Raw genomic sequence first — 26,375 nt, 5'->3', positions numbered from 1 at the left:
GGAACGACATCGCCTATCCGTCGGCGCAGGCTTCGTATGACGTGCTGGCGAACTATTACAACGCGGTCCCGGAGGGCCTGACGAATGACCGCTGGATCGCACCGGACGGGCAGCTGCCGGCGGATGCGTTCGACAAGCCGGAGGGGCTGACAGGCCTGCTGCCGCCGAAGCCTGCCGTCTGGGATGTGCGCACGCCCGAATACGGCATGTTCGACCGGATCCTGCCCTTTGTGTGGGAGACGACGCGGGGCATGGGGCACTCCTTTGCCTACAATCGCAACGAGACGGACGCCGACTATCTGACGCGCGACGACCTCGTGGCGATGCTGGCGCGGGCGGCGTGTTTCAACGGAAATGTTCTGCTGAATGTCGGCCCGCGGGGGGATACTGTGATCCCGCCGGGGCAGGCCGAACGGCTTGAAGCGGCGGGGGCGTGGCTTGAGACGGCCGGTCCGTCGATCCTCGGGACGCGGCCGGTTGAGCTGCCGGAGCGAGAGGCGGGCGGCGTGCCAGTCGGCGCGACGCGCCGCGACGGAGCGCTCTACCTGCACGTGTTCGGCGTGCCGGAGGCGCAGACGCTGGAAGTCAGCCTGCCGGAGGGGCTGGGGCCCATCACCTCGGTGACGCAGTATGGCGGCGAGGTCACGGACTGGTCGGTCGATGCCGGACGCCTCTCCCTCACCGTCCCCGCATGGGCCGATACCGCCGTCCAGTCATTCAAACTGGAGAGCGGATCGTGACGGACACCGCCCAACTCGTGCTGCCGGATTACGGGCTTGGCGCAGCTGGGCTCGGAAATCTGTATACGGCGATCCCGGATGAGATAGCGCGCGAGGCGCTGGAAGCCGCGAGCCGGGCCGGATTCCATTATATCGATACCGCGCCGTTCTACGGGCATGGCCTGAGTGAACAGCGCGTGGGCGCGTTCCTGTCTGCGTCGGATGAGCGACCTGTTTTGTCGACCAAGGTCGGCCGGCGGCTGGTTCCTGCGGATGGCCGCCCGATCCCGGACAATGGCTTTGCGTCGCCAGCACCGTTCATCCCGGAGTTCGATTATTCGGAAGCCGGCATCCGGATGTCGTTTGCGGGCAGCCGGAACCGGCTCGGAGTCGCAAATGTGGATATCCTCCTGCTGCACGATATCGGGCGGATGACGCATGCCGATGCGCACGCCGCCGTTCTGGAGCAGGCGTTTGACGAAGCGCTGCCCACCATGGACGCCATGAAGTCCGAGGGGCTGACCAGATGGATCGGCCTTGGCGTGAATGAAATCGAGGTCTGCGAAGAGGTGCTCGCACGTGTCCGGCTGGACGTCCTGCTGCTGGCCGGACGGTACACCTTGCTGGAGCACGAAACCTCAACGCCGTTCCTCAACGCCTGTGAGCGGGCCGGGGTAAAAATAATCATTGGCGGTGCATTCAACTCCGGCCTGCTGGTCGCGTCGGGCGAGGAGCCATTGCACTACAACTATGCTGAGGCGCCGGACTGGGCGGTCGATAAGGTCCGGAAACTCCGGGACGTCTGCGCCCGGTATGACGTTGAGCTACCGGCGCTGGCGCTGCAATTCTGTCAGGCACATCCCGCCGTCGCGGCAGTTGTTCCGGGGGCGAGAACTGCGTCGCAGGTCGAACAGGTGCGTGACTGGACCCGGGCGAAGATCGATCCCGATGTCTGGACGGCATTGAAGGACATGGCGCTGATCGCGGCCGATGCGGTGGTGCCGTCATGACGCCGGTCATCGACGCGCATATGCACATCTGGACCCTGGCGCGGGGGGACTATGACTGGCTGACGCCGGACCTTGATGGGCTCTGGAGAGACTTTGAAATTGACGACGCCTGGCCGGAGGCACGCGACGCGGGGGTCTCGCAGGTGATCCTCGTTCAGGCGGCGGCGACGGCGGCGGAAACCGGGTTCATGCTCTCTGTCGCGGCGAGAGACGACCGCGTTGCCGGTGTTGTGGGGTGGACGGACTTTGAGGCGCCCGATGCGGCGCAGGAGATCCAGCGGCTCGCCGACACCTCCAAGATCGTGGGCCTGAGACCGATGATCGCCGACATCCCCGACCCGGACTGGATTCTGAACGACGCTTTCACACCGGCCCTGAAGACCATGTCCGAGAGCGGCCTCGTGTTCGACGGGCACGCGCGAGCTGACCTTGTGCCGGTCATGAGTGAACTGGCCTCCCGTCATCCGGGTCTGCAGATTGTCCTCAACCATGCGGGCAAACCCCGGATTGCGGACCATGAACTCGAGACGTGGTTCGACGATATCGCCCGGCTTGCCCGCCACCCGAATGTTGCGTGCAAAGTCTCCGGCCTGCTGACGGAAGCGGGCACGCGAAAAGACGACGTGTCCATCGGTGAGGTGGTCCAGCACCTCGGCACCTGTTTCGGACCTGAGCGGTTGATGTGGGGCAGTGACTGGCCGGTGCTGACGCTTGCAGGAACGTATGCAGAGTGGAGCGCGCAGAGCGCCCGCCTGATCGACCGGTTCTTTCCTGAGCACGCCGCCATGATCTGGGGCGGCAACGCCAGAAGAATTTATTTCAGCCGAGGGAGTAACTGACGTGGGCAGACTTGCGGGAAAAACTGCGCTGATCACCGCCGCAGGCGCGGGGATAGGCCGGGCCGCCGCCGAGGCATTTGCCCGGGAAGGGGCACATGTCATCGCGACCGATATCGATGTCCAGCCGCTTTCGGACGTGGCCTGGGAGACCGGGATCACCTGCGAGCCGCTGGATGTGACAGACCGGAACGCGATCCGGGAGGTTTGCGGCCGCCATAAAGACCTGGACATTCTGTTCAATGTCGCCGGATGGGTTCATCATGGAAATATCGAGGCGTGTGACCGGGACGATTGGGATCGGTCCGTCCTGATAAACCTGACATCAATGTACGAGATGTCCCGCGCGGTCTTGCCGAACATGCTCGCAAAAGGCGGCGGCGTGATCCTCAATATGAGCTCAGTTGCCTCAAGCGTTTCCGGCGTCGCCAACAGGTTCGCCTATGGGGCAACCAAGGCGGGCGTCATCGGCCTGACCAAGGCGATTGCCGAAGATTATGTCAGCCGGAATATCCGCTGCAATGCCATCTGTCCGGGGACGGTTGATACGCCCTCCCTGCAGGGGCGGATGAAGGCTCTCGGAAACTATGAAGAGGCGCGCCGCATGTTTGTGGAACGCCAGCCGATGGGGCGGTTGGGGGAGGCAGACGAAATCGCGAACCTCGCCGTCTACCTTGCATCAGATGAATCATCCTTCACCACAGGCGCCGTCCACGTGATCGACGGCGGTTGGACAAACTAGGAGCTGGTCATGAAACTCTTGAGGGTTGGGCCGACCGGGCGCGAGAAGCCCTGCATTCTGGATGCAGATGGAGCCATCCGGGATGCGAGTGCATTCGTGGATGACTGGGATGGCGACTCCATTACCGATGACGTGCTGAAACAGGTTGCCCGCCTTGACCTGTCCGGCCTTCCGGAAGTCGACCCCGCCAGCCGCACCGGGCCTTGCGTGGCCGACGTCGGGAAGTTCGTCTGTATCGGTCTGAACTATGCCGACCATGCCGCCGAGACCGGCGCGGAGGTTCCGTCGGAACCGGTCGTGTTCTTCAAGGCGACCAGCGCGATCTGCGGCCCGGATGACAATCTTGAGATTCCCAGAGGGTCAACAAAGACGGATTGGGAAGTCGAGCTGGGCGTCGTGATCGGCAAGGAAACGAAATACGTCTCCGAAGCCGATGCCATGGACCATGTGGCGGGATATTGCGTCGTCCACGATGTGTCGGAGCGCGCCTTCCAGCTGGAAGGGACCGGGCAATGGGTCAAAGGGAAAAGTGCCGATACGTTCGGCCCGATCGGCCCGTGGCTGGTCACAAAGGATGAGATTGCAGACCCGCAGGACCTGTCCATGTGGCTGGACGTGAATGGCGCAGCCATGCAGCGCGGATCCACCAAAACCATGGTGTTCGGCGTGGCGCACCTAGTCAGCTACCTGTCTCAATATATGAGCCTGCAGGCCGGAGACATCATATCGACCGGGACACCGCCCGGCGTGGGGCTCTCAAAAGACCCGCCACAGTATTTGCGGCACGGCGACGTCGTGACCTTGGGCATCGAGGGACTGGGCGAGCAGAAACAAACCTGCATCGACGGATAACGGGCTGAGCGCGCTCAGCCGAGATATTGGAAAGGACGAACGAATGACTTCTGGGGATAAACTCAAAGCCCGGTTTCTCCGCCGTGTAGAAAAGCCGGTCAGCCGCGAAGAGCTGAAACGCCTGGCCCGGTCGTGCAAGTCGGCCGGAAAACGCGCGGCGCCGGAAGACCGCATGGATATTGCTGCGGCGCTGGCGCATGCGGCATTTCTTGCGCCGGACCGGACCGCAGAAACCTATGATGCCGTCTCTGAAGGCTGGACCGGAAATGCCGTGAAGGCCGCCCGCATCGAACCTTTCGACCGGGCACCGGAGCCGGTTCCGCCTGGCCTGTGGGACGAATACTGGGGGATTGTGGAAGACGGGCTGGCTGGCAAACTCGACGCCCTGGCGATCACTCAGCGAACGGCGGCCCTGGGCAAGTATTTCACCGACCAGGCGACAGCGCGCGTCGCAGAAATGGCCCATTTGTTTGAGGGCGTGTCTCAAGCCGCCGAAAGGGACATGCCGGAGCTGATATCGCTCTCGACCCTCGCGGCCTGTCCGCAGGGGTCTTTGGGACGGGAATTTCACGACCTGATCGTCGACAACAAGTTTGATCTGGAAGTGCTGGACCGGACAGAGATATCCATTCACGCCTTGCCGCAGCCGCTGGATTATCTCAACACGCGGATGCTGCAGGCCCATGACCTGTGGCACATCACGGCGGGATATGAGACGACCGCCCTGCACGAGATCGCGATTTCCGCATTCCAGATGGCCCAGTTCGGGCATAATTATTCCGCCCAGTTCCTGTCGATCACGGCCGTGATTTCGGCCCTGTCGCCAGCGCGCGGATATCCCATTCTCATGGATACGGTGACGTCTGCGTGGATACACGGGCGCGAGACACCGTCCATGATCCTCATTCCCTGGGAAGACGTCTGGGACCAGCCGGTCGAGACGATCCGGCGTAACTACGGAATACGGCCTTACGAGCGGCAATATCCGGCCGACCTGATTGAGCAGAGCCGTATGCTGACGGGCGGTTTGGGCATGTTTACGGCGGTGTTGCACCGCGTGTTCACGGCCGTCACAGGGCCCCTCCATCCGCGGCGTGCCTGACCCCATCTGCGTAACCTGCCGGAAGAGGCGAGGGGCCTGCCCGCCCTCGGCCGGAGTGGGGGACAGGGCGAGCTGAATCCTGCGGCCTGTCCGGCGCCTTTGCCCATGGCCAAAGGCGAAGACGGGGCGCCTATCCACCCCCTAAGGCCCCATGTCAGGCTTCCCGGCATGACACATCCCGCCGGTTTCCTGACTCACGCCTATTCCACGATTGCCCACGCCGTGGCCGAAGCCGGCGTGAATGCAGACCTGTTCAAGCATCCGGAACTGATCCCGAAAACGGTAAAGCGCCGCGTCTCGGCAGAGCTGAAGCGGCTCGCTGTACTGCTCCGCCGTCTGATCTTCCTGATGGCCCTGCAGGTGGAATTGACGCCGGTGACACCGCGTCCGGGCAGCAATTATTTTGAAAAGAACGAAGGCGAACCAGAAGCGCGCAAGGCGGTCTTTTCCGTTCTGCCCGTGCCCGCAGGTGAAACCCCGGATTTCCTGCATGGCCCAATCACTGTGCCGACGCGGGGGCCTGTGCCTGCTGCGCCGCTCATCGCGCGCTGGGAGGCCATGCTCGACACGCTGAAACATCACAAGCGCCGGGCGAAGCGTCTCGCGCGCACGATCCAGCGCTGGAAGGCTGAAGGCGAGGCCCGGCCCTACATCGTGCCGATCCCCCGGACGCACGCCATGCCCGCCGCGCTCGGCATCGTTTCCGGCGGCCTCACCGTGCAGCTGATCGAAGCGTTGCGCGACTGGCCAGCCGCCGACACGAGCTGAATTTCTCGACAATCAGGACCTTTGCCGGAGCGCCTTGGGCACGTCCGGACAAAGGTGCTGGCGGGACGGCGACTTGGCCGCCATCCCGCCGAGGACACTTTAGCGGCCAGCCCCGAACCGGTAGCTCAGGCTGACGCCATAGGTTTGCGGGTTGCCGTAAACGAGTTCATCAAAGCCGAAGTCGGCAACGTCATAGGCGTCGACGATATACTCTTCGTCCGTGATGTTCTTGACAAAGGCGGCAAGTTCCCAGCGGTCGCTTGCGGGCTTCAGGGCAATACGGGCGTTTGCCAGAACGTAGGATCCCTGGCCAAGACGCGGCGTGTTGGCCGTATCGAAGAACTGGTCATCCGTATAGGATGCATCCACTCCGAAAATGACGCGCTTGTCGTCCCAGACCGGCTGGCTTTCATAGCGCGCCCGGGCGACGAGGCTCCATTCCGGTGTGGCAACCATCCGGTTGCCAGAGAAGTCTTCGCCGATGGGGGTGACGAAATCCTCGTACTCGGCATCCAGGTAGGTGCCGGCGAGGGAGAGTTCCAGCCCCTCGACGGGCAGGGAGGTCACGTCGAATTCGAGACCCTTGATGCTGGCCTTGTCGGCGTTGAACAGGGTTTGCGTCGGCACACCGCTGGGCGCGAGACCAAAGACCTGGAGGTCTTTATAGTCATAGAGAAAGGCCGATGCATTGGCGCGCAGCGTGTGGGCGAACCATTCGGATTTCACGCCGACTTCATAGGCCAGAAGTTGTTCCGGATCGACAATCGAGGCTTCCACCGGATCGCTGGATGCGCCGGTATTGAAGCCCCCGCTCTTGAAGCCGCGGGAAACGGACCCGTACAGCATCACGTCGTCGGTCGCATCATAGGACAAGGCGGCGCGGAAGGTCGGTTCTTCAAAAGAGATGGAGTCGCGGCCATAGGCGGACTCGTCAAGGAGTGGATAATACACCGGAGACGGCTGGCTCAGCGGAACCGCATCAACCGGGCCGGCATAGGAGAACAGCTTGATGCTCCGGTCTTCCCAAGTAAACCGGGCTCCCAGCGTTGCCGTCAGCCGGGGCGTGAGATCGTAGTCTGTCTGGGCGAAGACGGCGAACGTGTCTGTCTTCTGCGTATACATCCGGTCGAAGCGCGCGATGAAGTTCACTGGATCGAAATATTCAGAGCCCGGAGTTGGGTTGAGGTCTGCAAGGAGTTCGAAAAAGTCCTGACCGGCCAGTTTGTCCTGCAGGTAGAAGGCCCCCATGATCAGCTTGGTCGGACCGTCCCATTGCGATGCAAGGCGGAGTTCCTGGCTGTACTGTTCGGATCCGTCATTGATGTATTCTTCTGTCAGGCGGTTCGGCGACGCGTCGACTTCGAGCAGCGCTTCCCGGTCGGCCTTCAGGTATCCGGTGACGGAGGTGAGGTCGAACATGCCGAGATCCCAGTTGATCTGCAGATCGGCGGTGACCGTCTCAACATCCTCCGGCGTGCTCTTCATGTTTTCCGATCCGGAGTACGGATCCGGGTTGTCTGTATAGCCGAACGCGTCGCTGCAGATTGCCGCGTTCCGCCCGCCGCAGACGCCATTGAAGTCAGGTACGCCAAAGCCGCCGGTCCCGAAATTGAAGAGCCCCTGGCTTTCATAGGACCGCGACGTTGCGCTGCTGACGCCGTATTCCACTTTACCCAGGATCTCCAGCGTGTCGGTGGGCGTGTAAAGAAGCTGTCCGCGGACGGCCTGGAAATCCACGTCATTCTTTTCGGCGCTGGTGCCGTCCGGGAACAGGATCGTCCGTGTGCCATCGCGCGTGTTCGAAACGCCGGAAAGACGCACAGCGAGCTTGTCGCTCAGCGGGATGTCGACGGCGCCTTCCAGGTCAAGCTGGTTGAAACGGCCATAGGTCGCATTGATGAAGCCCCCGGGTTCAAACCCCGGCCGCGCCGTGTGGACGCTGACGACACCGCCGGTGGTGTTGCGTCCATAGAGTGTGCCTTGCGGGCCTTTGAGCACTTCGATCCGGTCCAGATCGTAAAGCTGGAACAGCTGCCCGATCGTGGAATTGTAGAAGAGGTCATCGACCATCACGCCGATGGCGCCACTGTTGCCCGGATTGAAATCATTGATGCCAACGCCGCGGATGAAGATGGTCGGGTTGGAGGCCGAAAAGCTGGACTTGATCTGCAGGCCGGGAACCTGCTGGGCCAGGTCCTCCGTGGTGAGGTAATTGCCTTCGTTGAGCTGGGTCTGTCCGATCGAGGTCACAGTGACCGGGACGTCCTGCTGGGAGGCTTCACGGCGCTCGGCTGTGACCTGTACAGTCTGCAGGACGCGTCGGCTGTTTGGCGTATCTGCTGCTTCCTGTGCATTGGCAGGCATGAAAACTGTCAGGGCGGTGATGGATACCGCGCAGGCCAGCAGGGGCATCGGGGCGAAATGGCTCATGAATTCCTCTCTTTGAATTGTTTTGTGCTTCCTGTGAGTTCCGGGCGTCATTGCTCAGAACGGAAGCTCTTCGTCTTTCATTTGAACAAAGACGCTCTTCTTCTGGGTGTACTGATCCAGGACGTCCCAGCCGTTTTCCCGTCCGATGCCGGACTGCTTGTATCCGCCGAAGGGAATTTGCATTGGCTGGGCCTGATATGTGTTGATCCAGAACATCCCGGTCTGGATCGAGGCAGCGACACGGTGCGCGCGGGCAAGGTCTTTCGTGACGACTCCACCGGCGAGGCCATAGTCGGAATCATTGGCGCGCTCGACGACTTCGTCCTCTGTGTCGAATTTCAGGAGCGTCATCACGGGTCCGAATATTTCTTCGCGAACGTGTTCCATGTCATCGGTGCTGTCGCCGATAACTGTCGGCGCGTAGAAGAAGCCATTCTCACACCCGGCGACGTCGACGCGGTGTCCGCCTGCCAGAACACGGGCGCCTGCACTCCAGGCACGCTCGACAAAGCCGGAGACAACATTGAGATGGTTCTCGGAGATGAGGGCGCCGATTTGCGTTGATGGGTCGGATGGAGGCCCGACCCGCAATTTGGCCGTTCTCTCCAGGATCTTCTCGACAACGGCATCGTAGATGGAGGCATGAATAAAGACGCGTGTGCCGTTTGCGCAGATTTCGCCCTGCGTCAGGAAATTCGCATACATGGCCAGGCGGGCTGCGTGTTCGGGGTCTGCGTCGTCGAAAATGATGAAAGGCGATTTCCCGCCCAGTTCCAGTGAGACATGCTTGAGGCGGGGAGACGCTGCTGCCATCACTTTCCGGCCGGTCGGCGCGCTGCCGGTGAGGGACACTTTCGCAATACCGGGATGTTCTGAAAGCGCGGCGCCGGGACCACGTTCCCCCTGAAGGACGTTGAACACGCCGGGAGGGACACCCGCTTCACAATAGACTTCGGCCAGGTGAACCGCTGAGATTGGCGTCATCTCAGACGGTTTGAAGATCATCGCATTGCCGCAGGCGAGCGCCGGGGCTGACTTCCAGCAGGCAATCTGCAGGGGGTAATTCCAGGCGCCGATCCCGGCACACACACCGAGGGGCTCGCGGCGGGTATAATAAAAGCCGTAGCCAAAATCCTGATACTCGCCCTGCAGGCTGCCGGCGAGATTGGCGTAATGCTCAATCGCATCTGCCCCTGTCTGAACATCCACTGTTGCGGCCTCGGCGATCGGCTTGCCGGTGTCGTCAACTTCGATGCGCGAAAGTTCGTCGTTCCGGGCTCGGAGAAGGTCGGCCGCTTTGCGCAGGATGCGCCCGCGCTCCTCGGCCGGAAAGGCCGCCCATTCTTTCTGGGCTGCGGTGGCGGAGTCGATCGCCAGCTCAATCTGACTGGCGCTCGCTTCCCGGAATTGGCCAATGGCTTCGCCTGTGGCGGGGTTCACCGAGGTGAATTCGGTATCGCCGTCTCCAGCCAGTCGTTTGCCGTCCACAAAGAGATCAATGGCGTATTTCACGTCGTCATCCTTTTTTCTTGCGCGTGGCAGAGAGTGTGATAGTTCGGATAAATAACTGCACGTACAATTACATTTGTCAATCAATGCTGGCGCGCCGGGTTATCTGATGGATGTGAGGGCGAGCGGTCGGGCGGATGAAATAGGAAAGGGATCGGCATGCGCATTGGTTTTCTGGGACTTGGGAACATGGGTGCCAACATGGCGATGGTGCTGCAGCGCTCGGGCCTGCAGCTGAAAGTTCATGACATTGATCCCGCAAAGGCAGAGTCGCACATTCAGAACGGCGCGATCTGGGCCGAGACACCTGCAGACTGCGCGCGGGACGTGGACATCTTCATCACGTCGCTCCCCAAGCCCGATGTCGTTCAGGCCGTTATGGCGGGCGAGCAGGGCGCGTTGTCCGGCCTGCAAGCTGGAACGATCTGGGTCGACACCACGACGAATGATGTCGGTGTCGTCGAGGCGCTGGCTGAGCAGGCTGCCAAGATTGGGGTGAAAACCGTTGATTCCCCTTTGACCGGCGCCGTGGATGGCGCCCGGCGCGGGGAACTGACGCTCTTCGCGGGTGGGGATGAAGCCGTTGTGGCCGCATGCGAGCCGATTCTGTCGAGGATGGGACGTGTGATCTATTGCGGGCGTCTCGGAACCGGCAACGCCGTGAAACTGGTTACCAATTATCTCTGGTTTACCCATGCCGCCGTCATTGGTGAGGGATTGATGCTCGGCAAGCGCGCTGGCGTTCCGCTGGATGTCCTGTGGGATGCCATCAAGGACAGCGTTGGGGACAGCTTCGTCGCCCGGCATGACGCCCCATCCATCTTTGCCGGACACTACGATCCGTCATTCTCGCTGGAGCTTTGCGTGAAAGACCTGCGCTTGTGCAAGGAACTGGCGGAGCGTGGCAACGTGCCGATCCCGATTGGTGCCAAGGTTGCCGAGCGCTTTGCTCTGGCAGCCGAAACCTATGGCGGGTCAGAAGCGGAACTTAAAGTCGCGAAGCTGATCGAAGACGAGGTTGGCGAAGACCTGCGCCTTGAAGGCGACTGGCCGTTGCACTGGGAGGCTTAAGGGGCGGGGCGGAGCGCTAGTCCGGGGGAGCTAGCGACCCAGTCTTGCTTCCAGGCTACCGAGTGCGACTTCCTTCGCGACGTGCGAGGTGAGTTCTGAACGCTTCTGCGCGTGTTCGACCCAGAGACCGTCGATAATGAGGGCGGCTTCTGTCGAAAACGCTGCAGAATCGGCAGGTGGCAACACTTTTCCCGCATAGCGGTTCAGGCTGCGTTGCAGCAATTTATCACTCAGGCGTTCAATGCGGGCGAACTTTGGATCGGAATGCGCATTCGCCCAGAAGTGCAGCCACACCGTGCAGAATTCGGAATTGAAGAGTGCCGGGGAAAACTTGGACGTGATGACCGCGCGGAGCCGGTCAATATCGCTGTCAGCGGATGCGATGGCTGCGCTTTCTTCTTTCAGGACGAGGTTCAGCAATTGCCGCATGGTTGCCTCGAACAGATCGGTCTTGTTCTTGAAGTGCCGGTAAATCGTCCCGCCGGTGAAGCCGGCCTCTGCTGCGATCTTCTGAATTGTGGATTCGGCATAGCCGTATCTGTTGACGCAGGTGACGGTTGCCTGGATCAGATCGCGTTTGCGCGTAAGTTTTGTCTCGGCTCTGCCCATGGCTTTATCCGATCGAAGGCGCAGTTTTGAGGCGCCGGTCGAGATAGTGATCTGCGATCTGGCGGGCGGCTTCCGGAGTAATCCTGCCTTCGCTTTGCGCTCTGCGGATCCACAGGCCATCGACCAGGGCGACCAGTTCCTGGGTCGCCCGTTCCGCGTGTTCTCGCGGCATCAGGCGAGACAGCGCGTCGAGCAGGTTGCGGTGAAAGCGTTGCGAATTGATGCGCTCCAGCCGGGCCAGCTCTTCCGAGCGAGCCGTTTCCGACCAGAATTGCAGCCACACAAAGCAATTGCGATGCGTAAACAATTCATCGGACAGGTTGGCACGAAGAACGGCCCGGGCCCGCTCCAGTGGGGAGTCCGCCTTGCTGAGCTCGAGAACCAGTTCGTCACTGATGCCCGACATCAGCAGCCGCATGGCCGCGGCGAACATCTCTTCCTTGGAGCCGAAATGATAATGGATGTTTCCGGTCGACAGGCCCGCAATTTCGCCAATTTTAACGACCGTCGCATCATGGACGCCATGCTTGTAGATCGCCGCAATCGTCGCTTCCAGCAGTTGCCTCTGGCTCTGGTCTCTCTGTCTGCGCTTCTGTGCAACGGGTTTCATGGGTACTCTGGTAAATCTTTACGTCGATACTTCACGCGTATTTGGGGCTCGTACAGAAAAAAGTCACTCAACATGCAACGAAAAGACATTCTATCAAAATGTAATTGCATGACCGTTTACAAAATGTGATAAAGCTGAAGTCAAAAGGAATGTGGACCATCGGGAGGAAAATACCGTGACTGCCAACGTAACCCAGTTGCCCGAAACCGCCTCGGCCGAAGATATTCTTCAGGCCCTGGATAAGGACGGCGTCGTGATTGTGCGCGACTTCCTGTCTTCCGGATTGGTCGAACGCCTCAACGCTGAACTGCAGCCTCATATTGATGCCTGCCGCATGCGCGACGTGCAGACGGGGTATGATGACTTCCTTGGCGGGTCGACTGTGCGCCTTCACGGCATCGCGGCCAAATCGGATAGCTTTCCCGACGCTTTGCTCGAGCCAAGAATGCTTGCCGTCATGGACGCGTTGCTGAAGCCCAACTGCACGGACTACCGGCTCAGCGCGGCAGAGCTGATCGAGATTCGTGGCGGAGAAACCGCTCAGGTCATTCACCGTGACGATGATTCCTGGCCGCGCGCCGCCCAAGCTGCTGCACCGCTCGTTATCAACGTCATGATGGCACTGACAGACTACACTGAGGACAATGGCGCGACGGTGGTGGTGCCGGGAAGCCATAAGTGGGATGTCGACCGTGTGCCTGAGGCGGACGAAATTACGCATGCCGTGATGCCGGCAGGATCCGCCGCGATCTTCACAGGGCAATGCCTCCACGGAGGTGGAACAAATACGAGTGGCAAGGTCCGCCGCGGTTTGTCTGTCTCCTTCTGCCATGGCTGGCTGGTTCCGGTTGAGAATAGCTGGCTCGGCGTTCCGCTGGAGCGTGTTCGCCAACTGCCGGAACGGGCCCAGGAACTGCTTGGCTATGCGGCATATGATGGCACCAGTATGGGCGGTGGCATGATCAACATGTATGAAGTTGGAAGCCCGAAAGCCCTTCTGGAATCCTGATCATGATCGAAGGCAAAGAAGTTGCCGCGGCTGACTATGTGATCGTCGGCGCCGGCTCAGCAGGGTGTGTGCTGGCCAATCGCCTTTCGGCGACCGGCGTACATGACGTTGCTGTCCTGGAATATGGCGGCAGCGATATGGGCCCGTTTATCCAGATGCCCGCAGCGCTTTCATATCCGATGAACATGAAGCGCTATGACTGGGGATACCAAAGCGAACCGGAGCCTCACCTTGGGGGCCGCCGCCTTGCGGCGCCGCGCGGAAAAGTCCTTGGCGGCTCATCCTCCATCAACGGGCTTGTCTATATTCGTGGTAATCCAAAAGACTTCGACGCCTGGGAGGCCAGCGGCGCAGAAGGCTGGAGTGGCAGGCATGTGCAGCCCTATTTTCGGCGGCTCGAAAATGTCGAGGGCGCAGATCCGGATATTCGGGGCACAGCGGGACCCATGCGGATTACACGGCCTGATCAGGCGCATCCACTGGATCAGGCTTTTATGGCGTCCGCAGTGGAGGCTGGGTTCTCCCGGACGCCTGATTGCAATGGGCGCCAGCAGGAAGGCTTCGGCCCGATGGAGCAAACCATCTGGAATGGACGGCGCTGGTCTACGGCCAATGCTTATCTGAAGCCTGCGCTCGGGCGCGAAAATCTAAGCGTATACAGGGGGCTGGCGACACGTGTCTTGTGGGAAGGCGACCGTGCTGTGGGTGTCGAATTCCTGCGCGGAAAGACCCGGCAGGTCATACGAGCGAGAAAAGAAGTTATCCTGAGCAGTTCGGTATTTAATTCCGCCAAGCTTCTCATGTTGTCCGGTATCGGGGCAAAAAGCGATCTGGAAGCCCTCGGAATCGATGTTCTGCGCGACCGGAAGGGCGTCGGGAAAAACCTCCAGGATCACCTGGAAGTGTACCTCCAGATGCGCTGCACCCGCCCAATCACACTCCGGAAATACATGAATCCTGTCAGCAAGGGACTGGCCGGGGCGCAATGGCTGCTCACCAAAACAGGCATCGGGGCCAGCAATCATTTCGAGACGGCCGGGTTTGTCCGCGTCAATCCGGATGCTGATTATCCTGATGCACAATACCACTTTCTGCCGGCAGCGATCAGGTATGACGGGTCCCAGCCGGAATCCGACCACGGGTTTCAAGCACATATCGGCCCCGGACGAACGACAGCGCGGGGCGAAGTGAAACTGGCGTCTGCTGATCCGGCTGTGCCTCCATCCATTCGCTTCAACTACATGTCGCGGAAGGCTGACTGGGAATCCTTTCGCGCGTGCGTGCGGCTAACGCGCGAAATCTTTTCGCAGCCTGCCCTGCGGGAGTTTTCCGCAGGTGAGATTTCACCCGGATTGGATTGCCGGAGTGATGAAGACATCGATGCGTTCGTCCGGCGGGAGGTGGAGAGTGCTTACCATCCCTGCGGCACTTGCCGAATGGGGCAGCCCGATGACCCCGACGCGGTGGTTGATTCTGAGTGCCGCGTCATCGGTGTCGAAGGATTGCGAGTTGTCGATTCGTCTGTGTTCCCCAACATTACAAACGGCAACATCAACGCACCCACGATGATGGTCGCAGAAAAAGCAGCTGACCATATTCTCGGAAACAAAGCCCTCGATCCGGACCCGGCATATGGGTGACAGCGCAAAGGATCCGCGACACAGTTCCCGTTTTGGTATGGCGCCTGAACTTGGTGCCGTGCTGCTCGGCGGAATAGCTGTGACGCAGATCGTTGCCATGCCGTTGTTGGTGCCGATCATTGCGGGTGCCTTTCAAGTTGATGCGGCAGCCGCCGGTCTCATTGGGCTGGCAAATCTGTTGGGCACGGCGGTCGGTTCGCTCTTCGTGACGATCTTCCTGCCGAAATTACGGCCTCGCACAACGGCAATCTATGCGGCGCTGTTTGCCTGTGCGTCGCAAATCGGCGTTGGAGCTGTGCCAAACTTTACCGGCGCGGTTTTGCTTGAGGCGCTGGCTGGAGCAGGTGCTGGCGTCCTTCTGGCGCTTTCCGCAGCGATTGTCGGTGAATCGAAAAACAGTGAGCGGGGGTTCGGATTCATCCTGGCGCTCCAGGCTTTGGTGGCTGTTTTCGTCCTTCTTGTGCTGCCGGAAGTCAGCTCTGCAGCGAGCTTGATGCCTGTTGCTCTTTTTCTTACAGCGCTTCAGCTCCTGTTGCTTCCCGCCAGTTTCCTGCTCGCTGATCAAGACAGCCGGTCTGTTGCACAACTGGCAACCCAAGCGGCCGGCAGAATCCCTTCGACGGTTTGGCTCTACGCGGTCGCCTTCTTTTCATTTTCCGTGGCTGTCGGTGTGATCTGGGTCTTCTCTGGTATATTGGGTGGGCTTGCCGGCATCGACGTGAACAAGATCGGACATGCGCTCGCCGTCGGGAATATTGCGGCGATCGTCGGTTCGCTCATTGCGGCGGCGACGACAACCCGGTTCGGCCGCCTGTTCCCGCTGTTCAGTGTCAGCGTCATTCTGATGGCGGGTGTCTCATTGTTCAGCCCTGGCATGACGCTTTCGGTGTTCTACCTGGCAAGCAATCTGTATCTCTTCGCGTGGGGTGGTGGGTTGCCTTATTTCATGGGCGCAGTGGCAGAGGATGACTCGAGCGGGCGAGTGACGGCAGTCCTTCCCGTCATTTCCTTTGCAGGCATGGGGGTAGGCCCGATGCTGGTGCCGGTGTTTCCGACGGCGAACCTTTTTTCCCAGGTGCTCGGGACGACACTCATGGCGGGTATAATCGCGATCATCGTTTCGCTGATCGCGCGTATTCTGCAGCGCAAGCGCATGGGCACAGCGTGATCGTCCAACAAGACGCTCAGAAGCTTTAGGTGAGACCCACACATTCCACGTCTTCGCCGACGTTCGCGGCCGGGGCATTCGGCTGGCGCCGTATCAGGCAATTTGCGGCTTGCAACGGGCGAAGCAAAGAGCTGTCCTGATCGGGAAGTGGGGTCACAGAGTACGCCCCATCTGTCCGGCGCATCACGGCTCTATAATACGTTTCCCTGAACCCTCCGGCCGGCATATCTGTTTCAAGCCGCGCGCTGAAGTGACCAGCCGGTCCTGCGGTTTTTGAGAGCAGCGCTTTCAGGAAGAGGTGAGCGCAAACAAAAGCAGACGCCGGATTTCCGGGTAAACCAAGGATGCGCTGTTGCCCTTTTCTGGCGAACCAGGTGGGCTTTCCGGGGCGAACGGCGATTCCCGAAAAGAGGATTTCCGCACCGGCGCCTTCGAATGCCGTTTTCATGTAATCATAATCGCCGACGGATGCTCCGCCGATGGGAAGGATCAGATCGGCCTCACTGCTTGCATCGATAAGCGCGCGTATGTCCTCGATTGTGTCGCCAGCGATGCCGGGCGTTACCGGCTCTCCGCCCCAGACGCGGATCAGGGCCGCCAGCGCTGTCGAATTGGAATCGATGATCTTGCCCGGACCGAGCTCGCTGCCGGGGGGGAGCAGTTCATCACCACCCGGGATAATTGCGATTACGGGTCTTCTTGAGACGGTCACTGTACTGTTATTGCCTGCTGCTGCCAGACCGAGGTCGGCTGGAGACAGCCGTTTCCCGGGAGGGACGAGAACGTCCCCTTCTGCGAAATCCCGCCCGGCTTTACGGATGTGGCGGGAAGACGTTTGGGGAGTGGTGACTTCGATAACATCCCCGGTTCGGTGCGCCTCTTCCTGAATGAGAATGTGATCTGCCCCCTCCGGCAACGGGGCGCCGGTAAATATGCGGATTGCTTCGCCTGCCGCAAGCCGATGCGTGGGAACTGTTCCCGCAGGGGCCTCGCCGGTCACGTGAAGGCGGTTGCCCGCTTCCCGCGTATCCGAGAGGCGGACTGCATATCCGTCCATCGCTGACACGTCCGCAGGCGGAGTTGTTGTTTTGGCGAGCACATTTTGCGCAAGAACCCGTCCCAGTGCAGCGCCGACCGGAATCGTCTCCTCTCCTGCGTCCAGGACGTGCGCCGCCAATGCAGCAAGTGCGTCGTCAACACTGATGAGTTTCGTCACGTGTTTTCCTTATGATAGTCGCCGGACTTGCCGCCCGTTTTGCTCACCAGTTCGATATCAGAAATGACCATTTCCTTGTCTGCGGATTTCAACATGTCGTAGAGCGTGAGGCAGGCCACTGAAACAGCTGTCAGGGCTTCCATCTCAACTCCGGTGCGACCGGAAGTTCGAACTGTCGCCGTCACCTTCAGTGCGTCTGGTTCAGATGAAGTAATGCGGACTTCAACATTGGTGAGAGGAAGTGGATGGCAGAGCGGGATAAGGTCAGCGGTTTTCTTGGCGGCCATAATGCCAGCGAGTTCCGCGATCGCGATGGGATCGCCTTTTCGTGTTTCTCGATTCATGGCCAGCGTGCGCGTTGTGGCAGCCATGCCTATTTTCCCCTGAGCGACAGCAACCCGCTCTGTGATCGCTTTGTCCCCGATATCGACCATCCGTGCGCGTCCGTCCGGACCAATATGAGTGAGCTCTGTCATCCTTCATGTTCCATGAGACGCGGCATCAGTTCGACGAGGTTGCAGGGCTTATGGCGGCTGTCGAGCTGGTAGGAGATGACCTTGTCCCACCCATCTTTTACGGCGCCGGTTGAGCCCGGCAGGCAGAAAATAAAGGTTCCGGACGCGAGGCCTGCGATTGCCCGTGATTGCAGGGTTGAAAGGCCGACGCTCTGGAAACTGACCTGGTGAAAGATGACCGAGAACCCTTCGATCGTTTTGTCGAAGAGCGGTGTCACGGCTTCAGGTGTTACGTCACGGCCAGTCAGCCCGGTGCCCCCACTGGTGATCACAACGTCAGTTTCCGGGTCAGCGATCCATTCGGAAACCTGCGCACGTATCGCGGCTTTGTCGTCGGGCAGGATCTTTCTTTCGGTGAGGATGTGGCCCGCCGTTTCCAGCCTTTGCACCAGGGTTGCACCCGATGTGTCTGTTTCGAGTGTGCGTGTATCGCTAACGATCAACACCGCGATCCGGACGGGTTTGAATTCCAGTTTTTCGTTGATGCCATGCATTTTGGGTCAGCTTTCTCCCTGCGGGTTCCATCTGGCGCGGTCGACGTAATCATCTGCCCGCGGCTCGATCCAGCGTGTTTCCGATGCGGTCACTTCCTTTTTCCAGAAGATTGCATCCGTCTTGAGGTAATCCATCAGAAAGTCGGCAGCTTCGAATGCGGCTCTCCGATGTGGGGCGGCGGTCGCGACGAAGACAATCGGCTCACCCGGCGCCATGTCACCGATCCTGTGGATGATGTGAACGGCCGTGAGCGGCCATCTTTGCCTGGCGTCGTTGACGGCTTGCCGGATGCCGTTCTCCGTCATTGGCGAATAGGCTTGCAGATGCAGGGTTTCGACATCCCCTTCAGCAGATTGAGGGCGAACCAGGCCGCAAAACGTGACAATCGCGCCGGCGCCCGCTGCATCCTTTTCGAACTCTGCGACAGCATCGGTTGTCAGGAAAGGGTGATCTGTAAGCCTGATCATCATCCCCCTCCGACGGGCGGCAGGAAGGCGATTTCGTCGGCGTCGGACACGGGAAACGGGTCAGCAATGATCTCACTGTTGACCGCCATGCGAACGCTGCTGTGCATCAAGGCGCCGTTGAAGTTTCTGGTTTCGTCCAGCCATTCCCGCAGTGCTTTCGTATCCGAGACCTGGTCCGGAAGGGGAGTTTGTTCTGATACCTTTCCAAAGATACTGGACAGTTTTCCAAAGTAGAGAATCCGGGCCATCTCTATCCTCCCGTTACCGACATGTGCCGCGCCACGGCGGGGCTTTGGCCTGGTGTCCGGATCGAGAAGTCGTGACGTTCCGGTTTGGCAAAGAGTGCTGCATCCAGGGCTTCATCGAGGGCACTCGCCGGATCAGAGGACTCTCTGAGCGGCGTGCGGAGGTCAATATGATTGTTCTGCCCCAGGCACATGTAAATTCGCCCTGTGCAGGTTATGCGGACGCGATTGCAGCCAGCGCAGAAATTATTCGTCAGTGGCGTGATAAAACCAACGCGTCCGCCAGTTTCGCGAATCCGGAAATAACGCGAGGGCCCTGCCAACGGGTCACTTTTTTCCTCTGGTTCCAGTGTCCATTGCGTTTCGAGTTTCTGTTGAACAAGGTCCAGCGGAATGTACTGGTCGAATCTGTCTTCGCCTGTTTCCCCAAGTGGCATGACTTCAATCAGGGAAACATCGTGTCCCTGTTCGTGAGCCCATGAAATAATGTCCGGAATTTCTTCAGAATTCTGGTGCTTCAAGGCGACCGTATTGATCTTGACCTTCAGGCCCGCGGCCTTTGCGGCATGAACGCCATCAAGAACCTGACCAAGCTGGTCCCGGCGAGCGATCTCGGAAAAACGGGCGGAATTCAGGGTATCGAGAGAGACATTCACTCTACGGACGCCCGCTTTGGCGAGGTCATCTGCATGCTGCGACAGCTGGGTGGCATTGGTGGTTAGGGTGAGCTCTTCAAGGCCGCCGCCCAGCATCTGACCCAGTTGGTTGAATAAAGACATGATGCCTTTTCGTACCAGCGGTTCGCCACCCGTAATTCGGATTTTCCTGACGCCCCGCTTTACGAAAGCGCTCGCAACGAATTCAAGTTCTTCGAGAGTGAGCAATTCCTTTTTGGGGAGAAAAGTCATCGCCTCGGCCATGCAGTAGGTGCAGCGCAGATCACAACGGTCCGTAACCGACATTCGCAGGTAAGTTACCTGTCGGCCAAACGTGTCCACAAGTGGGGCGGAAGAAGATGCGGTCATGGTGTTATGCAGTCCTCCAGACCTTGTACAGCAGTCGCGCCGCAACGACGAGGATGAGAATGGCCGTTCCATAGCGCAAATGGTTGGGCTGCATCCGGAACACGCCATAGCGGTTCCCGATCCATCCACCGACAAGAACCGCAGGCAAGAGGGGCAGGTAAGGTGTGGCCAGCTGGAGCGTTCCAACATTGCTCAATTTGGTTGCTTGCCCGGCCAGCCCAGACAGGGAGTTCAACAGGATGAACAGGCTGCATGCAGCGGCGATTGCCTTTTCATGACTCCATCGGATCCAGTAAAGAACGGGCGCAAGAAATATCCCGCCACCAATTCCGACGAGGCCCGCCAGGAAACCAGTGCCCGCACCGACAGGCAGAAGGATCATCGCGCGTGATGACGAAGGGACGTCACGCGTTTGTTTCCAGCTGTTCTGGAAGAGCATGGAAAGGCCGGTGAACATCAAGGTGATCCCGAGTAGTGCGGAAAATACGAACTCGTTCACGGGCACTCTGCCGCCGAGCCAGGCGAGTGGGACGGACAGGGCCAGCGCCGGCAGAAGGGCGCGCCAATCCAGGTCACCTGCCATGCCATAGCGGAGCGTGTTTCCTGTTACGACCAGAATGTTGCAGGCGAGTGCGATGATCGGCACGATTCTGAAGTCAGCGCCCGAAAGGATGAGAACGGCGTTGTAGGTCGACCCTCCGCCGAATCCGACGCTGGCGTACAGAGCCGCTGTAATAAAGAAGATAACCGGAAGCACGTAAGCCAGAATCCTGCCTCCTAGGTCATCAGGGCACCGGTCGCCCGGGCCAGGTCTTCGGTGGTGTCGACGTCGATAGCCTCTTGCTGTGGCAACGGGATGGTTTTTGTGTTGCTCAGTGAGCGGAATACATGTCGGGCCCCGACATCCCCAGGAATGTTCCCCAATGCATCAAACGTGTTCCGTGAGAAAATGGCGGGTGGGCATAGCGTGTCGCCAACGGCTGACATGACCGCAGAAATTCCCGGAGTCCTTGCATTGCGGAGTGCGAGCAAATGACGATCAGATACGAAAGGCATGTCAGCAAGCAAGACCAGAACATGCCCGACAGTCGGAAGTCCCGCAGCGGTGTCTATAGCTGCCTTCAGCGAGGTTGATTGTCCGGCGGCTGGATCAGGATTTTCCACGATTTCCCATCCAGCGGATTTCAGTATCCTCTGGCGGTCCGGCTGGCCCGGTCCGGTCACGGCGATGCGCGCCGCACAAGGTTCGTCTGAGAGATGCATTGCAGCATGGCTCAGCACCGGCTTTCCAGAAAGATCCGAGAGCAATTTGTCTCCGCTCTCGAACCGTTTTGATTGTCCGGCAGCGAGGAGAATAAGAGCAGTGTCTGAAAATGGCGAAGTCTGCGCTTGTTTGTAGGTTCCGACGATCTCAGCCAATGCTGAAACGGCCAGCATCGAGGAATCCCGCATGGAAGGGAGGAGGCCGACCGGTCCTCGCACACGGGCGATTTGTTCGGGCTCAACACCTTCCTGCTCCAAATGCATCTGGCGGCGGCTTTGCGTTTTCTGGCTACCGACCGCACCCACGTAAAATGCTTTGCCTTGGAGCGCTTGTTTCAGGAGCGCCGTTTCCCAATCGGGATCGTGGAACATTAAAATAAAGGCAGTCCAGGCGTCGTCGGCCGAAACTGGCAAATCCTGCGGTGTCTTCAGCGGCACGACGTCGTTGAACCCCTCCAGTGCAGCTTCGTCTATGTCTTCGCCGTCGCGTAGCTGAAGCGTCAGTCCGTATCCGCTCGCCCTAACCAGTCGCGCCAATGCCAGTGCGTCGGCACCACGTCCTGCGATCCGAACATTGAGTTTTGGTGTGTAGGTGAATGTTGCCGATAGTCCCGGTAGGGAAAGTTGCGCGCGCTTTCGGGCATATAGCGTGTCATGGCATTTTCGAAGCGCAGCTTCATCAGCATCAGGCAGGATCACGATTTCAATTGCGCCGCCGCAGGGGAGCGGCATGTCTATGAATGGGGATCCGTCACCGTACCGCAGCGACAGACTCTTGTTCTCTGCGATCGCCTGTTTCGCTTGCAAAACAACATCAGCGTCTACGCAGCCGCCGGAAATATAGCCGCATTTTCGGCCGTCGGCGCCTACGGCCATCAATGCGCCCGGGGAACGAACGCTTCCGCCTTGTGTGGATGAGACCACAACCAGCGCAACCGGTCCGGATTGTCGCCAGATCAGCCACTGGCCCAACACGTCCTGTGGGTGCTCTGCATAAAGGCGCGAAGGATCAGCCATCGCGGAGCATTATAAACGGCGATTTATAATGCGACAGCCCTAATTACGTTTGTCCGGCTTGCTGAATGTTCTGAGGAGCTCTTTGTTGTGCGCAAGGGTTCGGTTGCAAAGCTCGCGGTAAATGCCGCGTATTTCATCAGCCGCGTCGGTCAGCCGCGAGCCACCGCCATCTGCCCCGCCCTGGGCTGAGATCACAAGTGGAACGCCAAAATCACGGTTCATCGCCTCGACGAGCTTTTTGGCGCGCGGGTAGGACATGCCCAATTGCGCGGCCGCCTTGTTGATGGATCCCAGATCCGCAATTGCATCCAGCAGGGCAGCCTTGCCTGGTCCAAATCGTCCTCCGCCGGGCAGGTCAATCCGAATGCTCAGGCGGGGCTTGTCTGGTGCCGTCATCGCCTGATCCCCGGAGATTCCATAGCCAGCCCTTCTGCTCGCTTCGCCAGATAGAGTTCGACAGCTGTATAGGTTTCCGAGCCATATTCCAGTGGCTCCGCGCGAATACCGGTATCACAATCACGCAGCCGCCGGTGGAGGGAGCCAAATGTTTGCCACTCCATCCTGTAGGCGGGGAAGGCGTTTCCATGCCCCTGGCTGATTGTATCGCCGCGCAGCTTGTCTCCCCAATGCTCGTTGTGACATTGGCTGCAGGCCAGATTGAACTGGCCCTTGCGAAGAAAGAAATAGTCTTCGCCCGCGTCAAAGTATTTCCTGGCCGGGCCAGTGATGTCTACCGCAATCGGAACGCCACGTGCGAGACTGGAAATATAGGCGGTCAGGCCCAGCAGGTCGTCGCTCTCATATTCCAGCGGAGGAAGATCCTGGTAGCGCTCGCGGCATAGGTTTATCCGCCCCTCCAGATTCACGAGCTTGCCTGTTTGCTCGTCAATGGCGGGGTAGTGCGCCGCGGCGTCCGCGATGGAACGGATATCCTCAGTATGGCAGGAAGCGCATGCTCTCTTGCCATTGTCCGGATGCTGATTGAATAGGGTTTCCCCTTTGTCGATCCAGAGGAAACCCGGATTGGCAAAATCATCATCCTGAAGAGACTGGGTTTCCGGTTGAAGGAACTCGTAGCCGGATCGGATATCCGCCGGCAAGACCTGGCTGTCTTGAGCGTATTGATTTTGCGGACTTCCACATCCCGCCAGAATGAGCACCAGTAGACTAAGGTGTCTCATGAGACCGTCAGCAACCGCTGTTCTGTCCAGGTCTCTCCATGCTGGTCGGTCCAGGAGAATTCCAGGGGGCCGGTCTGTGAAGCGCGGGCATGGAAGGTCAGGAATGGGTTGGCCGCAACCCCCGGAAAGAACTCACCCTCAAAGATGACGTTACCATCATAGGTGCAGCGGAAGTGTTTGATGATGTCCCGTGGAATGATCTCGCCTTTGGAATCCCGCCGGTAGCCTGTTTCCATCGGGTGCTGGATCATGACCTTGAGTTCGATTACTTCGCCTTCAAAAGCTGTTTCGGGAGCTGAAATGCGGATCATCGGGGCTTCACCTCTCTAACCGATAACGCATGCAGCAAGGGTAACATATGTGCTGCCCGTTCCGGCCCACAGCGTGCCATCGCTCATTTCTGCAACAACGCGAAGCGTCTGGGTTCCTGCCATGCGGACGCGTGTGGAAATATCCGCGCGGCCCGCATCTGGGCCCAGACGAAAACGAGCGATGGTTGCAATCGGATTGCGTGGAGAAAGAACGACGATTTGCTTCACGAAGTCATCGTCCGTCATGGGACTATCAACGGTAATGCCAATCGGGACCGAATTGCCGTTTTCGGCAATTGGGGGCAGCGTTACCGTTACCTTGCCTTCGTTGATCGGCCGGTCGCCGAATATGTCCCGAATTGCCTGATCGGCGTCTTCTGGTGTTGCGGATGCCAGCGGAGCAAGAACAGACGCAATCGACATCGCGCCAGCGGAGGTGAGCAAAGCGCGGCGTGTGCAGGTCAATCTGGAAGGTGTTTGCTCGTCCTGTGGCATCAGTTTGTCTGTGTTTCCAAAAAGGCAACGATGTCTTCGATCTGTTGAGCGCCGAGGGCAGGCTTGCCGCTGTACTCATTGCCAACCTGGCGAAGATCGCCCGTGCGGTAATAGGATGGCATGACAGTGTCTGGCCAAATGCCTTGAGCGTCAACAATGCGATAGCGGATCTGTCCAGCGGTCAGGCGTGCGCCAATACCGGTGAGCGCGGGACCAACATTTCCCTGAAATTCTGCATCCAGGCTGCCGACTTGGTGGCACAGGACGCAATGTCCGTCCTCGCGTGAGACAAATACCTGTTGCCCCCGTACCGGGTCTCCCGATTTTCCATCGAGCGGTTGCGGAATCGAATCTCCAACGATCTGGATGGAGCCTGCCAGGCGATCTTCCCGGGCTTGCTCACAGGCAGGTAGAAGGAGAAGGGAAAGCAAACTGGTATAAGCTGCTCTTGTCATCCGAATGTCTGTTCAGTGATGGTGCGGAACCATGCCTTTGCCTGCAGTGCTTCGTTCTGGCGGACAATTGGGTCGGCTTCCAGGGGGCTGAGCCCACCGGCCCCTTCGACGGACTGCAAGGTTCCTCCGTCATTCGTATAGACTCCCGTAATGGATACGGCCGTTCTGTCGGAGAGGTAGGAGTAGCAGGTATTCGTCAGGGTCGTGGGGTGGGGAGAAGCCCCTGAAAGAATTCTGACAATCTGCATGGCACACAGCTTGGCCTGAAGGTTCGCTGAGAATGCGGACTTGGGCATCGGCGCAGCAATCGTGGCATCGCCTATGACATGGATGTCCGGCTGGAGCGTAGAGCTGAACGCCAGGGGATCGATCGGGCACCATCCGGTCATGTCGGTGACCCCTGCGCGATGGGCGATCATGCCAGCTTTCTGCGGTGGGATAACATTGGCCACATCGGCCTGGAAATCCTCAAACTCTGTCGAGAGGGTCCGGGAAGATGGCTCTACTGCAACGACCCGGCCAAACGCGTTCGCATCATATCTTTCGATCTGGTCCGGATAGAGGCTGGCCCATGCCGCTTCAAACAATGGCTGTTTTGAAAATTTGTCCTGGGCGTCAAGGATCACCAGCTTCGATTTCGGCTTATTTGCCTTGAGGTATTGCGCAATCAGGCTGGCGCGTTCGTAGGGGCCAGGCGGGCAGCGGAAGGGGGCAGGCGGCACTGACATGACGACCACACCGCCGTCGTCCATTTCATGGAGCTGCTGCTGCAGCAGTTTGGTCTGTGCACCAGCTTTCCAGGCATGGGGCATCATCTCTGCGGCCGCTTCGTCGTACCCTTCGATTTCATTCCATCGGAAATCTATGCCGGGAGACAGGATCAGCTTGTCATACGCATAAGTGCCGCCGGATCCGACAACGATCGTCCGGTTCGTAGGGTCAACGTTCACTGCGCGATCCTGGACGATTTCAATCCCCTGCGCTTTGAGCGAACTGTAGCTAAAGCGCTGGGCGGAAAGGTCGCGCAGGCCGGCGATGACCAGATTGCTAAAGGGACAAGCGTAGTAATCGGTATTGGGCTCGATCAGTGTGACTGACGCCTCCGGCATTAGCCTTTTGAGATACCGCGCCGCCGTCGCCCCGCCGAAACCACCTCCAACAACCACAAGCCGTGCCCGGATTTGCGCTGCGGCCGTTAGCGGAATAGCAGCCAGCAGGCTTGTGCCTGAAAGGGCGAAAAGCAGGTCACGGCGGTTCGGGAATATACCTGTCATTCCGTGACATCCCCGGCCAGGTACGCGCTGATCGCGTCAATGTCCGGTTCGGAATACCCTTTCATCATGCGGTGCATGACGCTTCCCCCGTCTTCATCAGAACGGTAGCGCAGCAGCGCCCCACGGAGCTCCGCAGCGGCGCGGCCGTCGAGACTGGTAATCGCGCCATTCGTCGGCCCGTGACAGCCTGAGCATGCGAGTGAAAGCACGGCCGCAGTACTAATGTCAGTAGCCGGAGTTAAATCCGCATTTGCGGTATCCGCCCGTGTTGAACTGCACGCGCCAAATAGAAAAGGCGTGAGCAACGCGATCATTGTCAGCGCGGCAGGCTGCCTGCTCAT

29 protein-coding genes and 1 pseudogene are annotated in these 26,375 nt (G+C 59.4%); 11 read left to right on the top strand and 19 right to left on the bottom strand.

Annotation, left to right across the window (positions count from 1 at the left end; all coding sequences use genetic code 11):
• From HAD_RS17230 to HAD_RS17200, 7 genes are all read left to right on the top strand, one after another.
• Positions 1-740, top strand: a 740-nt coding sequence (locus HAD_RS17230) for an alpha-L-fucosidase (RefSeq protein ID WP_199285857.1), incomplete at its 5' end; no start/stop codon positions are given.
• Positions 737-1,729, top strand: coding sequence for an aldo/keto reductase (locus HAD_RS17225; protein ID WP_241765402.1), 993 nt, complete (start codon positions 737-739; stop codon positions 1,727-1,729). The genes HAD_RS17230 and HAD_RS17225, both read left to right, overlap by 4 nt.
• The gene (locus HAD_RS17220) at positions 1,726-2,568 is read left to right on the top strand and encodes an amidohydrolase family protein (protein WP_035573979.1); all 843 of its coding nucleotides are present in this window, start codon (positions 1,726-1,728) and stop codon (positions 2,566-2,568) included. Before HAD_RS17225 ends, HAD_RS17220 begins: the two co-directional genes overlap by 4 nt.
• Position 2,569: 1 nt before the next feature.
• Positions 2,570-3,307: an SDR family oxidoreductase gene (locus HAD_RS17215; RefSeq protein ID WP_035573978.1), complete on the top strand. Its 738-nt coding sequence runs from the start codon at positions 2,570-2,572 to the stop codon at positions 3,305-3,307.
• Positions 3,308-3,316: 9 nt separating this feature from the next.
• Positions 3,317-4,159, top strand: a complete 843-nt coding sequence (locus tag HAD_RS17210) for a fumarylacetoacetate hydrolase family protein (RefSeq protein ID WP_035573977.1) — start codon at positions 3,317-3,319, stop codon at positions 4,157-4,159.
• 43 nt (positions 4,160-4,202) lie between these two features.
• On the top strand, positions 4,203-5,261 hold the full coding sequence (locus tag HAD_RS17205; RefSeq protein ID WP_035573976.1) for a Coq4 family protein: 1,059 nt from the start codon (positions 4,203-4,205) through the stop codon (positions 5,259-5,261).
• Positions 5,262-5,429: 168 nt separating this feature from the next.
• Positions 5,430-6,029, top strand: a complete 600-nt coding sequence (locus HAD_RS17200; protein ID WP_035573974.1) for a hypothetical protein — start codon at positions 5,430-5,432, stop codon at positions 6,027-6,029.
• A 99-nt stretch (positions 6,030-6,128) separates the two neighbouring features.
• Here HAD_RS17200 and HAD_RS17195 read toward each other — a convergent pair whose 3' ends face one another.
• On the bottom strand, positions 6,129-8,459 hold the full coding sequence (locus tag HAD_RS17195; protein ID WP_035573972.1) for a TonB-dependent receptor: 2,331 nt from the start codon (positions 8,457-8,459) through the stop codon (positions 6,129-6,131).
• Positions 8,460-8,513: 54 nt separating this feature from the next.
• Complete coding sequence (betB, locus tag HAD_RS17190) at positions 8,514-9,971, bottom strand: betaine-aldehyde dehydrogenase (RefSeq protein WP_084332045.1); 1,458 nt, start codon at positions 9,969-9,971, stop codon at positions 8,514-8,516.
• A gap of 156 nt (positions 9,972-10,127) precedes the next feature.
• On the opposite strand from betB, the gene HAD_RS17185 reads away from it, so the two are divergent.
• Complete coding sequence (locus HAD_RS17185; RefSeq protein WP_051596441.1) at positions 10,128-11,039, top strand: NAD(P)-dependent oxidoreductase; 912 nt, start codon at positions 10,128-10,130, stop codon at positions 11,037-11,039.
• Positions 11,040-11,069: 30 nt separating this feature from the next.
• Here the strand turns inward: HAD_RS17185 and betI (HAD_RS17180) are convergent, their stop codons facing one another.
• The gene (betI, locus tag HAD_RS17180) at positions 11,070-11,648 is read right to left on the bottom strand and encodes a transcriptional regulator BetI (protein WP_035573971.1); all 579 of its coding nucleotides are present in this window, start codon (positions 11,646-11,648) and stop codon (positions 11,070-11,072) included.
• A 4-nt stretch (positions 11,649-11,652) separates the two neighbouring features.
• Entirely contained in the window at positions 11,653-12,258 is a 606-nt protein-coding gene (gene betI / locus HAD_RS17175) for a transcriptional regulator BetI (protein WP_051596440.1), read from the bottom strand.
• A gap of 175 nt (positions 12,259-12,433) precedes the next feature.
• Between betI (HAD_RS17175) and HAD_RS17170 the strand changes: the two genes are divergently transcribed.
• From HAD_RS17170 to HAD_RS17160, 3 genes are read left to right on the top strand one after another with little or no spacing between them, the layout of a single operon-like run.
• Positions 12,434-13,267, top strand: a complete 834-nt coding sequence (locus HAD_RS17170; protein ID WP_162177534.1) for a phytanoyl-CoA dioxygenase family protein — start codon at positions 12,434-12,436, stop codon at positions 13,265-13,267.
• A 2-nt stretch (positions 13,268-13,269) separates the two neighbouring features.
• A complete protein-coding gene (betA, locus tag HAD_RS17165; protein WP_035573969.1) occupies positions 13,270-14,907 on the top strand; it encodes a choline dehydrogenase in 1,638 nt (545 codons plus the stop codon).
• Positions 14,900-16,075, top strand: coding sequence for an MFS transporter (locus HAD_RS17160; RefSeq protein ID WP_035573967.1), 1,176 nt, complete (start codon positions 14,900-14,902; stop codon positions 16,073-16,075). Before betA ends, HAD_RS17160 begins: the two co-directional genes overlap by 8 nt.
• A gap of 25 nt (positions 16,076-16,100) precedes the next feature.
• On the opposite strand, the gene HAD_RS17155 is transcribed toward HAD_RS17160, so the two are convergent.
• From HAD_RS17155 to HAD_RS18255, 15 genes and pseudogenes are all read right to left on the bottom strand, one after another.
• Positions 16,101-17,291, bottom strand: a complete 1,191-nt coding sequence (locus HAD_RS17155) for a molybdopterin molybdotransferase MoeA (protein ID WP_035573965.1) — start codon at positions 17,289-17,291, stop codon at positions 16,101-16,103.
• Positions 17,288-17,767 (bottom strand): cyclic pyranopterin monophosphate synthase MoaC, encoded by a 480-nt coding sequence (moaC, locus tag HAD_RS17150; RefSeq protein ID WP_035573963.1) that lies wholly within the window; start codon positions 17,765-17,767, stop codon positions 17,288-17,290. The genes HAD_RS17155 and moaC overlap by 4 nt, the downstream gene beginning before the upstream one ends.
• Positions 17,764-18,300: a molybdenum cofactor biosynthesis protein B gene (gene moaB / locus HAD_RS17145; protein WP_035573961.1), complete on the bottom strand. Its 537-nt coding sequence runs from the start codon at positions 18,298-18,300 to the stop codon at positions 17,764-17,766. The genes moaC and moaB overlap by 4 nt, the downstream gene beginning before the upstream one ends.
• Positions 18,301-18,306: 6 nt before the next feature.
• Positions 18,307-18,768 (bottom strand): molybdenum cofactor biosynthesis protein MoaE, encoded by a 462-nt coding sequence (locus HAD_RS17140; RefSeq protein ID WP_156942325.1) that lies wholly within the window; start codon positions 18,766-18,768, stop codon positions 18,307-18,309.
• On the bottom strand, positions 18,768-19,016 hold the full coding sequence (locus tag HAD_RS17135; protein ID WP_035573957.1) for a MoaD/ThiS family protein: 249 nt from the start codon (positions 19,014-19,016) through the stop codon (positions 18,768-18,770). The genes HAD_RS17140 and HAD_RS17135 overlap by 1 nt, the downstream gene beginning before the upstream one ends.
• 2 nt (positions 19,017-19,018) lie before the next feature.
• A complete protein-coding gene (gene moaA, locus HAD_RS17130) occupies positions 19,019-20,038 on the bottom strand; it encodes a GTP 3',8-cyclase MoaA (protein WP_035573955.1) in 1,020 nt (339 codons plus the stop codon).
• 4 nt (positions 20,039-20,042) lie between these two features.
• Positions 20,043-20,795, bottom strand: coding sequence for a sulfite exporter TauE/SafE family protein (locus HAD_RS17125; protein ID WP_241765401.1), 753 nt, complete (start codon positions 20,793-20,795; stop codon positions 20,043-20,045).
• 20 nt (positions 20,796-20,815) lie between these two features.
• Positions 20,816-22,318, bottom strand: coding sequence for an NTP transferase domain-containing protein (locus HAD_RS17120; RefSeq protein WP_035573951.1), 1,503 nt, complete (start codon positions 22,316-22,318; stop codon positions 20,816-20,818).
• A 150-nt stretch (positions 22,319-22,468) separates the two neighbouring features.
• A pseudogene (locus tag HAD_RS17115) lies at positions 22,469-22,714 on the bottom strand (winged helix-turn-helix domain-containing protein); the annotation flags it as partial.
• A complete protein-coding gene (gene soxA / locus HAD_RS17110) occupies positions 22,711-23,499 on the bottom strand; it encodes a sulfur oxidation c-type cytochrome SoxA (RefSeq protein WP_035573947.1) in 789 nt (262 codons plus the stop codon). The gene soxA and the pseudogene HAD_RS17115, both read right to left, overlap by 4 nt.
• A complete protein-coding gene (gene soxZ / locus HAD_RS17105) occupies positions 23,496-23,810 on the bottom strand; it encodes a thiosulfate oxidation carrier complex protein SoxZ (protein WP_035573945.1) in 315 nt (104 codons plus the stop codon). Before soxZ ends, soxA begins: the two co-directional genes overlap by 4 nt.
• Positions 23,811-23,825: 15 nt before the next feature.
• On the bottom strand, positions 23,826-24,305 hold the full coding sequence (locus HAD_RS17100) for a thiosulfate oxidation carrier protein SoxY (RefSeq protein WP_051596438.1): 480 nt from the start codon (positions 24,303-24,305) through the stop codon (positions 23,826-23,828).
• Positions 24,305-24,760 (bottom strand): sulfur oxidation c-type cytochrome SoxX, encoded by a 456-nt coding sequence (gene soxX / locus HAD_RS17095; RefSeq protein ID WP_035573940.1) that lies wholly within the window; start codon positions 24,758-24,760, stop codon positions 24,305-24,307. The genes HAD_RS17100 and soxX overlap by 1 nt, the downstream gene beginning before the upstream one ends.
• Positions 24,757-26,034 carry an NAD(P)/FAD-dependent oxidoreductase gene (locus HAD_RS17090; RefSeq protein WP_084332043.1) on the bottom strand — a complete coding sequence of 426 codons (1,278 nt, stop codon included), beginning with the start codon at positions 26,032-26,034 and terminating at the stop codon, positions 24,757-24,759. Before HAD_RS17090 ends, soxX begins: the two co-directional genes overlap by 4 nt.
• Positions 26,031-26,375: a c-type cytochrome gene (locus HAD_RS18255; protein ID WP_051596437.1), complete on the bottom strand. Its 345-nt coding sequence runs from the start codon at positions 26,373-26,375 to the stop codon at positions 26,031-26,033. The genes HAD_RS17090 and HAD_RS18255 overlap by 4 nt, the downstream gene beginning before the upstream one ends.

Source organism: Hyphomonas adhaerens MHS-3, from assembly GCF_000685235.1.
Taxonomy (GTDB): Bacteria; Pseudomonadota; Alphaproteobacteria; order Caulobacterales; family Hyphomonadaceae; genus Hyphomonas; species Hyphomonas adhaerens.
Note: the sequence above shows the minus strand (reverse complement) of the source record. Positions and strands in the feature narration are given on the sequence as shown.